This window comes from Clostridium sp. TJA085, from assembly GCF_058310235.1.
Genome location: NZ_JBZEEZ010000009.1, coordinates 1 through 10,017, shown reverse-complemented (window position 1 = coordinate 10,017; position 10,017 = coordinate 1). Strand labels below are relative to the sequence as shown.

6 protein-coding genes, 1 rRNA gene and 1 pseudogene are annotated in these 10,017 nt (G+C 26.0%); 7 read left to right on the top strand and 1 reads right to left on the bottom strand.

Annotated features, from left to right (window positions below):
• Window positions 1–3 precede the first annotated feature (3 nt).
• From rrf to AC4FQW_RS13190, 3 genes and pseudogenes are all read left to right on the top strand, one after another.
• Window positions 4–120 (top strand): 5S ribosomal RNA (gene rrf, locus AC4FQW_RS13200).
• Between the two features lie 93 nt (window positions 121–213).
• A pseudogene (locus tag AC4FQW_RS13195) lies at window positions 214–1,476 on the top strand (SulP family inorganic anion transporter); the annotation flags it as partial.
• A gap of 135 nt (window positions 1,477–1,611) precedes the next feature.
• Window positions 1,612–2,025: a prepilin-type N-terminal cleavage/methylation domain-containing protein gene (locus tag AC4FQW_RS13190; RefSeq protein ID WP_491149518.1), complete on the top strand. Its 414-nt coding sequence runs from the start codon at window positions 1,612–1,614 to the stop codon at window positions 2,023–2,025.
• Between the two features lie 99 nt (window positions 2,026–2,124).
• Here the strand turns inward: AC4FQW_RS13190 and AC4FQW_RS13185 are convergent, their stop codons facing one another.
• Window positions 2,125–2,604, bottom strand: a complete 480-nt coding sequence (locus AC4FQW_RS13185; protein ID WP_491149516.1) for a cupin domain-containing protein — start codon at window positions 2,602–2,604, stop codon at window positions 2,125–2,127.
• Window positions 2,605–2,836: 232 nt separating this feature from the next.
• Between AC4FQW_RS13185 and glgA the strand changes: the two genes are divergently transcribed.
• From glgA to glgD, 4 genes are all read left to right on the top strand, one after another.
• A complete protein-coding gene (glgA, locus tag AC4FQW_RS13180) occupies window positions 2,837–4,276 on the top strand; it encodes a glycogen synthase GlgA (RefSeq protein WP_491149515.1) in 1,440 nt (479 codons plus the stop codon).
• Window positions 4,277–4,297: 21 nt separating this feature from the next.
• Window positions 4,298–6,733 carry a glycogen/starch/alpha-glucan phosphorylase gene (locus AC4FQW_RS13175; RefSeq protein ID WP_303130847.1) on the top strand — a complete coding sequence of 812 codons (2,436 nt, stop codon included), beginning with the start codon at window positions 4,298–4,300 and terminating at the stop codon, window positions 6,731–6,733.
• A gap of 177 nt (window positions 6,734–6,910) precedes the next feature.
• Entirely contained in the window at window positions 6,911–8,071 is a 1,161-nt protein-coding gene (locus AC4FQW_RS13170) for a glucose-1-phosphate adenylyltransferase (RefSeq protein ID WP_491149514.1), read from the top strand.
• Between the two features lie 23 nt (window positions 8,072–8,094).
• The gene (gene glgD, locus AC4FQW_RS13165) at window positions 8,095–9,198 is read left to right on the top strand and encodes a glucose-1-phosphate adenylyltransferase subunit GlgD (RefSeq protein WP_491149513.1); all 1,104 of its coding nucleotides are present in this window, start codon (window positions 8,095–8,097) and stop codon (window positions 9,196–9,198) included.
• Window positions 9,199–10,017: the final 819 nt, after the last annotated feature.

Here is a 10,017-nt window from a genome sequence, read left to right as displayed (position 1 = left end):
ATATCTGGTGATGATGGCATAGAGGAAACACTCCTTCCCATTCCGAACAGGAAAGTTAAGCTCTATAGCGCCAATGGTACTGCATGGGTAACCGTGTGGGAGAGTAGGACGTTGCCAGGTGTGAACGAAAAGAGATAGTTTTAACTATCTCTTTTTTTAATGTGTATAGATAGTTTACAAAAAATTTATATGAAAAGAGGCGTTTCTTTAATAATGAAAAAACCAAAGTTTTTTTCCATTCTAAAGCACAGAAAAAAAGAATTATCCAAGGAGCAAATATTTAAGGATGTAATATCGGGTGTAATAGTTGCTATAATAGCACTTCCATTGTCAATTGCTCTTGGAATATCATCAGGTGTAACTCCGGAAAAGGGTCTTATAACAGCTATAGTAGCGGGGTTATTTATATCATTATTTGGTGGAAGTAGAGTTCAAATTGGTGGACCAACAGGTGCATTCGTTGTTATTGTATATGGAATTATAGAAAATTATGGACTTGAAGGATTAATTATGTCAACATTAATGGCTGGTGTAATATTAATATTATTTGGAATTTTAAGATTGGGAAATTTAATAAAGTTTATTCCAAAGAGTATAACCTTAGGTTTTACCTTAGGAATTGCAGTAACATTACTATCAACTCAAATAAAAGATTTATTTGGGTTAAATATTGAAAAAGTACCATCAGAATTTATTCCTAAATGGGAAGCATATATATCACATTTTAATGAAACTCATTTTATAACTTTAATAATAGGTATATTATGTATAGGAATAATAATACTTTTTCCTAAGATTAATAAAACAATTCCAGGTTCACTTATTGCTTTAGTAATATCTACGTTAATAGTAGCTGGATTAAGTTTAAATGTTGAAACTATAGGAAGTGCTTTTGGTTCAATATCATCATCTATTCCTAAACCACATCTTCCTGTATTAACTATAGATAAAATTAAAGTTTTAATTATGCCATCACTTACAATAGCATTCTTAGCTGCAATTGAATCTTTATTATCAGCTGTAGTTGCAGATGGAATGATAGATAAAAAACATAATTCTAATACAGAATTAATAGGACAAGGATTAGCAAATATAGCATCATCATTATTTGGTGGAATACCGGCAACAGGTGCTATTGCAAGAACAGCAGCTAATATTAAAAATGGTGGAAGAACTCCAATAGCTGGAATAGTTCATGCTATAGTTTTATTATTAATAATGATAATATTTATGCCTTTTATAAAATATGTTCCTTTAGTTGCGTTGGCTGCTATACTTGCAGTTGTATCATATAACATGAGTGAATGGAGAGAGTGTATAAAAGTTATAGAAAAAAATAAACTTGATGCACTTGAATTATTAATTACTTTTATATTAACAGTAACTTGTGATTTAGTTGTAGCTATATTAGTTGCAATGATAGTTCATTTAATAAGAATGAAATTAATTGATAGAAATAATAATATTAATAAAGATATAGAAATAGCTTGTTAATTTGTATTAAAAATAGCAAAAAGATTAAATCTTTTTGCTATTTTTTTAGTTTATATAGTTTAAAAATAAATTAATTGGTAATAATTTGAATTAGATTATAATGAGAGGAGGACATATATGACTTATAGAAAATTAAATACAAAATGTAAAAATATAATTAAAGCGAAGAAAAAGGGATTTACATTAATAGAATTAGTCGGTGTTATTGCTATAATGGGGATACTTGTAATAATATTTAGTAAAAATATTACTGGATATATAGATGAGGCTAAAAAGACTAAAGTAATAGAGCAGTCAAGAAGAGTAGTAATGGCAGTTGACACATATGAAATGAGAAAAGGTGGAGATTTATCTAATAGTACAATTTCACAAATAAAGAGTAATGATAGTGTAAATTCATATATTGGTGATGATTTAGCTAATTTATCAGATTCGATGAGTGTAGCTAATTGTAGAGCTATAGTTAATGGAACTAAAGATTTTTCTATAGATGAGAATGGAATATTTAATAGTTTTATAGATAATGAGTAATTAGATTGATATAAGATAGAGAATTAAAATATATAATTTTAACTTAATAAAAGTTTAAAGGCAGTAATATAATGTATATTACGCCTTTTATTTATAATATTAAATATCTTCTCTAGTAAGTTTTATTATTACATCTGCATGTTCTGGATATTTATTTAATAAGTCTTCTCTTTTGAATAATTCAAAATCGCTAAATTCAAAGCCGGGAGATACCATACATCCAACTAATGCAAATCCATCATTATTCATTGAAGAACCAAATATATATCCTTTTGGTACTAAAACTTGAGGATATTCTCCATTTTCAATGTTTTTACCAAGTTGTTTTGTTGTTAATTTACCGTCAGGGCTTATCATATATATAGTTAATGCTTCACCATCGTGATAATACCACATTTCATCTGATTTTAATCTATGAAAATTAGAAACTTCTCCAGTTTTTAATAAAAAGTATATACTACTCCATAGTTTTTTATTATCTTTTACTATTGTATTTGATAAGAATGATTCTTTAAAATATCCACCTTCTACATAAGGAATCATATCTAGATTTTTTATATAGTATTCTGCTGATTTCATAATAGTCCTCCTAATTTTATATTTGTTTTATATTATACTAAAGTTTTTTCAATTATAAAAATTTAATAAAAAAACTTCTATAAGTTATTTTTTTTTGAGTTTATTAATATTTATAAAGATAGTAAGGGTTTGAATAATTATATTTTATATCATTATTCATATAGATAATTACATTAGAAGTATATAAAGATAAACAAATATGTTTATATTTTTAAATAAGGGGGAGAAGAAAGTGAAGGTTTTATTAGTTGGATCTGAAGCAAATCCATTTATAAAGACAGGGGGATTAGGAGATGTTTTAGGGTCATTATCTAAGGCGTTAAATAGAATAGATGTTGATGCAAGAGTTGTAATACCAAAATATAAATCAATAAATAGTAAGTTTGAAAAAAATCTAAAATTTTTAAAATCTTTTAATGTTAAGGTTGGTTGGAGAAATCAGTATTGTGGAGTTTTTGAAGGAATTTGTGATGGAGTGAAGTATTATTTATTAGATAATGAATATTATTTTTCTAGAGATAAAGTATATGGATATTTTGACGATGGTGAAAGATTTGCTTTTTTTAATAGAGCAGTACTAAAACTTTTAAAGGAAATAGGTTTTAAGCCTGACGTAATTAATTGTAATGATTGGCATACTGGAATGATTCCAGTTCTTCTTAAATTAGAATATAGAAAAGATTATTTTTATAAAAATATAAAATCAGTATTTTCAATTCATAATCTTAAATTTCAAGGAGTTTTTCCTAAGGAAATTTTGCCTGAACTTTTTGGTTATGATTTAGAAGCTTATTATAATGGAAGTTTAGCTTTTGATAATGGGGTAAGCTTTATGAAAGGTGGAATTATTTATTCAGATAAAGTAACTACTGTAAGTTATTCATATGTAAACGAGATAAAAACAGAAGAATACGGGGAGAGATTAGATGCTGTTTTAAGAGATAGGGATTGTGTGTTAAGTGGAATTTTAAATGGAATAGATTATGATGAGTTTAACCCAGAAGATGATAAATATATTTATGATAATTTTAATAAATATGATTTATATGGTAAGAAGAGAAATAAGGAGAAGTTACAAAGAGAGTTAGGTTTACCTATAAATAGTGATGCAGCTATGATAGGTATAGTATCTAGATTAACTAATCAAAAAGGTTTAGATTTAATTATTGATATAGCAGATAGGTTATTACAACATAATATCCAATTAATAATATTAGGAACTGGTGATTTAAGTTATGAAAATCACTTTATAGGATTAGCATCTAGATATAGAGATAAAGTATCAACTAATATTAAGTTTGATAATGAATTAGCGCATAAAATATATGCAGCATCTGATATGTTCTTAATGCCATCTTTATTTGAACCTTGTGGATTAGGACAATTAATAGCACTTAGATATGGGACTGTTCCAATTGTTAGAGAAACAGGTGGACTTAAAGATACAATTAAACCTTATAATAAATATACTGGAATAGGAAATGGATTTAGTTTTAGAAATTATAATGCAAATGAATTATTAGGAATAATAGAATATGCTTTAGATTTATATAAAAATAAAAATACTTGGAATTCAATTGTTATTCAAGCATTAGATTCTGATAATAGCTTGAATAAGTCTGCAAATGAATACAAGAAAATGTATAGTGATTTAATTACCTTTAAATTATAAGAAAATTCAAGGAGGTGTATTATGCTGACTATAGATAAAAATACTTTTAAGAAAGAGTATAAAAAGAAATATTTAGAGATACATGGAGAGGAGCTTTCAGAAGGAAGTGATTATAAAAAATATGAAGCTTTAGGTAGTTTAGTTAGAGATTACATTTCAGAAACATGGATGAAAACTAATAAAAGATATAATATAACTAAGGAAAAACAAGTATATTATTTTTCAATGGAATTTCTTTTGGGTAGACTCTTAGGAGATGCCCTTCTTAATTTAGGGATTAGAGATATATGTAAGGAAGCTTTAAAGGATTTAAATATAGATTTAGAAAAATTGGAAAACTTAGAACAAGATCAAGGTTTAGGTAATGGTGGACTTGGAAGACTTGCTGCTTGCTTTTTAGATTCTATGGCTTCTGTAAATATAGCTGGTCATGGATGTGGTATAAGATATAAATATGGATTTTTTGAACAAAAAATAATTGATGGAGTTCAAGTTGAGGTTTCAGATAATTGGCTTAGAGAGGGGAATGTTTGGGAGAAAAGAAGGCTTGATAAAAAAGAAATAGTTAAGTTTGGTGGCAATATAATAAGTGAAAAAATAAATGGAAAATTGAAATTTACCCATGTAAATTATGAGCCTGTTCTTGCTGTACCTTATGATACTCCTGTTGTAGGATATATGAATAATACAGTTAATACACTAAGACTTTGGAGTGCTGAGACTGTAAATAATGAATTTGATTTTTCATCCTTTAGTAGAGGAGATTTTTTAAAGGCTCTAGAATATAAAAATTCAGTTGAAGCAATATCTCAAGTTTTATATCCTGATGATTCGCAATATAAAGGTAAAATACTTAGATTAAAGCAGCAGTATTTTTTTGTTTCTGCTGGAGTACAAGGAATTATAAGGCATTATAAAAAGCATAATGGTGATTTAAGAAATTTACATGAAAAAATAGCTATGCATATAAATGATACTCACCCTACGCTTGTAATACCTGAACTTATGAGAATATTAATAGATGAAGAAGGATTTGCTTGGGAAGAGGCATGGAGAATAACAACTAATACAGTATCCTATACAAATCATACTATACTTGCAGAAGCTTTAGAAAAGTGGCCAATTGAAATGTTTAAGTCATTACTTCCAAGAATATATATGATAATTGAAGAAATTAATGAGAGATTTTGTCAGGAACTTTGGAATTCATATATAGGTCAGTGGGATAAAATATCAAGAATGGCCATAATAGCTGATGGGCAAGTGAGAATGGCTAACTTAGCAATAGTAGGTAGTCATAGTGTAAATGGAGTAGCAAAACTTCATACGGAAATTCTTAAAAAGAAAGAAATGAGTGATTTTTACTATTATTATCCTAATAAGTTTAATAATAAAACAAATGGAATAACTCATAGAAGATGGTTGTTAAAAATAAATCCTAAGTTAACTAATTTATTAATTGATACAATAGGGGATAGTTTTATAAGACATCCTATAGATTTGATAGAGTTTGAAAAAAAAGCTTATGATAAAAATATTCAAATTGAGCTTCATAATATAAAAAAATATAATAAAGAATTATTAGCAGATACAATATATAAGAGAAAAGGAATAAAGGTAGATACGAATTCTATTTTTGATGTTCAAATAAAAAGAATACATGCATATAAAAGACAAACTTTAAATTGTTTAAGAATAATGGATCTTTACAATAGACTTTTAGAAAATCCGAATTTAGATATAGTACCAAGAACGTTTATATTTGGAGGAAAAGCTGCACCAGCTTATCATTTAGCAAAAAAGACAATTGAACTTATTAATAAGATAGCAGAAAAGATAAACAATGATTCTAGAGTAAATGATAAAATAAAAGTTATATTCTTAGAAAACTATAATGTTTCTTTAGCAGAGGAAATTATAAGAGCAACAGATTTAAGTGAGCAAATTTCTACAACTACTAAAGAGGCATCTGGAACGTCAAATATGAAGTTTATGATGAATGGTGCTGTAACAATAGCAACATTAGATGGAGCTAATATAGAAATCAAAGATGAAGTTGGAGAAGATAATATAGTAATATTTGGATTAAATTCAGAAGAAGTTCTTAATTATTATAAAAATGGAGGATATTCATCTTTTGATATATATAAAAATAATTCTAGAGTTAAATCAGTAATAAATGATTTAATAAATGGAAAATATCATTTTGATAGAGAGAGATTTAGAGAAATATATGATAGTTTAATACCATATAATGATGAGTTTTTTGTATTAAAAGATTTTGATTCATATATTGAAGCTCAACAAAAGGTTGATAAGCTATATAGAGATACTAATGTATGGCAAAAAATTTGTGGAGTTAATATAGCTCATTCAGGAATTTTTTCATCTGATAGAACAATTTCTCAATATGTTAATGGTATTTGGGGATCTGAGTTAGTATATAAAAATTTATAATTATAAATAACCTAAAGATTTTTTCTTTAGGTTATTTTTTATATAAGATTTAATCAATAAATAGTATAAAATATAAAATTACATCATATGTTTATATAAGCACTTTTAAGAATTGACAGATTAAAAATAAAAAATACTTTTATTTTGAAAAACATATGAAGGGGGAAAAATAATTTTATGGGAAAAAAAGAGATAGTAGCAATGATATTAGCTGGTGGACAAGGTTCGCGACTTGGAGTATTAACTAAGAATTTAGCAAAGCCAGCAGTACCTTTTGGAGGTAAATATAGAATAATAGATTTTCCGCTAAGTAATTGTTCCAATTCAGGTATATATACCGTTGGAGTATTAACACAATATAAACCTTTAGAACTTAATTCACATATTGGAATAGGGGACCCTTGGGATCTTGATAGAAGGGATGGAGGGGTAAGTATACTTCCACCTTATCAAGAAGAAGAAGGAGGAATGTGGTATAAAGGGACTGCAAATGCTATATATCAAAATATAGAATATGTAGATAGTTATGATCCAGAATATTTATTAGTTTTATCAGGTGATCACATATACAAGATGCAATATGATGATATGCTTGAATTCCATAAAGAAAAAGAAGCAGATGCGACTATTGCAGTTATTGATGTCACTATAGATGAAGCAAGTAGATTTGGAATAATGAACACAAATGACGATTTAAGTATATATGAATTTGAAGAAAAGCCTAAAAATCCTAAAAGTACAAAAGCTTCTATGGGAATATATATATTTAATTGGAAAACATTAAAAAAGCACCTTATTAAAGATGAGTTAGATTTAAATTCAAGTAATGACTTTGGAAAGAATATAATTCCTAATATGTTAAGTGAAGGGTGTAAATTAGTTGCATATCCTTTTAGCGGATATTGGAAGGATGTAGGTACTATAAAAAGTTTGTGGGAAGCAAATATGGATTTACTGAAAATAGAAAACGGGTTAAATTTATTTGATGAAGATTGGAAGATATATTCAGTAAGTCCATCAAGTCCGGCTCAATATATAGGAGAAGATGCAACGGTAAAAAATTCTGTTATAGTAGAAGGCTGTGTAATACATGGAACTGTTGAAAATTCCGTATTATTTCAAGGTGTTTATGTTGGTAAAAATACAGTAGTTAAAAATTCGGTAATTATGCCTAACTCAGTTATTGATGATTTTTCAATTGTAAATAAAGCTATAATTGGAAGCGATGCGATAATTAACAAAGAAGTAGTAGTTGGTAATGGTAAAAATATATCAGTTGTAGCATCAAAAGAAGAGGTTGGATACAGGATTAGGTACAAAGAAAGAAAAACTGTATAAATTAAGTGGGGGGGAGTTAAAAAATGAATAACTGTTTAGGAATAATAAATTTAGATGAAAATGAAAGTAAAATGGGTGAATTAGTAAGAAATAGACCTTTAGGTTCAGTTCCAATAGCTGCTAGATATAGAATAATAGATTTCATACTTTCAAATATGACAAACTCAGGAATAGAGTGTATAGGAATATTTACTAAAAATAAATCTAGATCACTAATGGATCATTTAACAAATGGAAGACCATGGGATCTTCACAGAAAAAGAGATGGGTTAAAAGTATTTAATTTTGGAGATTATTCTCCTTCATATGATGATATTCATAATTTCAATGACAATATAGAGTTTGTAAGGTATAGTAAGAAAAAATATGTTTTAATTGCACCTTCATATATGATTTGCAATATAGATTTTAAAGGATTAATAGATAAACATAAAAATGAAAATAATGATGTCACAATAGTATATAAAAATGTAAATAATGCAAGAGAAAAATTTATAAATTGTGATGTTCTTAATATAGATGATAATAATAGAATTATAAGTGTTGGTGAAAATATAGGAAAGGAAAAAAATGCATCAATTAGTACAGAAATGTATTTTATGAAAACAGATTTATTTATAGATATAATAAATGAATCTGTAAAAAGTGGTATGTATAAAAAAATAAAACATTTTATACACTCTAACTTAGATAAATTAAATGTTAAAGCATATGAATTTAATGGATATTTAAGTTGTATAAATTCATTAAAATCCTATTATGATGCTAATATGGATTTTTTAAATTCAGAAGTAAATAAAGAAATGTTTTTTAGCGGTAGACCAATATACACAAAAACAAAAGATGAAGGGCCTACACAGTATACTAATGATAGTATGGTTAAAAATTCTTTAATAGCAAATGGTTGTTATATAGATGGAAAGATTGAAAATAGTATAATATCAAGAAGAGTATATATAGGTCCAAATGTAAAAATAAAAGATTCCATTATACTTCAAGGAACAATAATAAATAATGGATGTGAACTTGAAAATGTAATAGCTGATAAAAAAATAATTGTAGAGCAAGATGAAAAATATATAGGGTCAAAAAAATGGCCAATAGTAATGAATAAGAGAAAAAGTTAAAATTTAATTTTACGCTTAATATAGTAACTAAATAATATATAGTTACTATATTAAGCTTTTTTTATTAGTTATAAAAAGTTTAATATAGGTATTCTTTAAACTTTAATAATATATAAAATATTTATATTTAAAAATTTAAAATATATTTGATGTAAGTTTTTATAATTAAGGTATATTTATAAATTAAAATAATAAAAGAGAAATATAGTTTTTATATACATATCAATTTAAGAAAATGAATACATAAACAGTTATTTTTATTTTAGTGATTTTAAATTAATTTTATGTGAAAAGAATAAAATAGATATAGAATATATAAAAATTAAGTAGATTTATAAGATTTACTTAAAAAATATAAATATATTTTTATAATAAAAATTAAATATATACTAAGTTCTATATAAATTAATTAGTACAATAATTATAAAAGTTTTATATGTATTGAATAATATAATTAAGTAATATGTAATATTATACCTAAATACATCTAATACATAACCAGGCGTATCTATAGATGAAAAATAAAGAAAAACATAGTAAAATAGAAAATAAGTATAATAATGACTAAAAATAGAGTAAGTAGTAAAAACATACATAAATAGACATGTTATTATAAATATCGTCGCTGATGCGGAACAACTTCTTGAACAGAAGGGAGTCAAATTTTAAATCACTAAAAAATGATTTAAAAAAGTGTTGACATAAAGGTTTCCAAGTGATAAGATAAACGAGTCGCTTGAGGGCGACGAGATAAAATGGTCTTTGAAAATTGAACAGAATATAGAAATACATTTAGAACCAGCAATTCTTTTTACAAGT

Bases quoted from the DNA above. Each gene is read 5' to 3' on its own strand.
- AC4FQW_RS13190 (WP_491149518.1), top strand. From the start codon at position 1,612: ATGACTTATAGAAAATTAAATACAAAATGTAAAAATATAATTAAAGCG.
- AC4FQW_RS13185 (WP_491149516.1), bottom strand. From the start codon at position 2,604: ATGAAATCAGCAGAATACTATATAAAAAATCTAGATATGATTCCTTAT.
- AC4FQW_RS13175 (WP_303130847.1), top strand. From the start codon at position 4,298: ATGCTGACTATAGATAAAAATACTTTTAAGAAAGAGTATAAAAAGAAA.
- AC4FQW_RS13170 (WP_491149514.1), top strand. From the start codon at position 6,911: ATGGGAAAAAAAGAGATAGTAGCAATGATATTAGCTGGTGGACAAGGT.
- glgD (WP_491149513.1), top strand. From the start codon at position 8,095: ATGAATAACTGTTTAGGAATAATAAATTTAGATGAAAATGAAAGTAAA.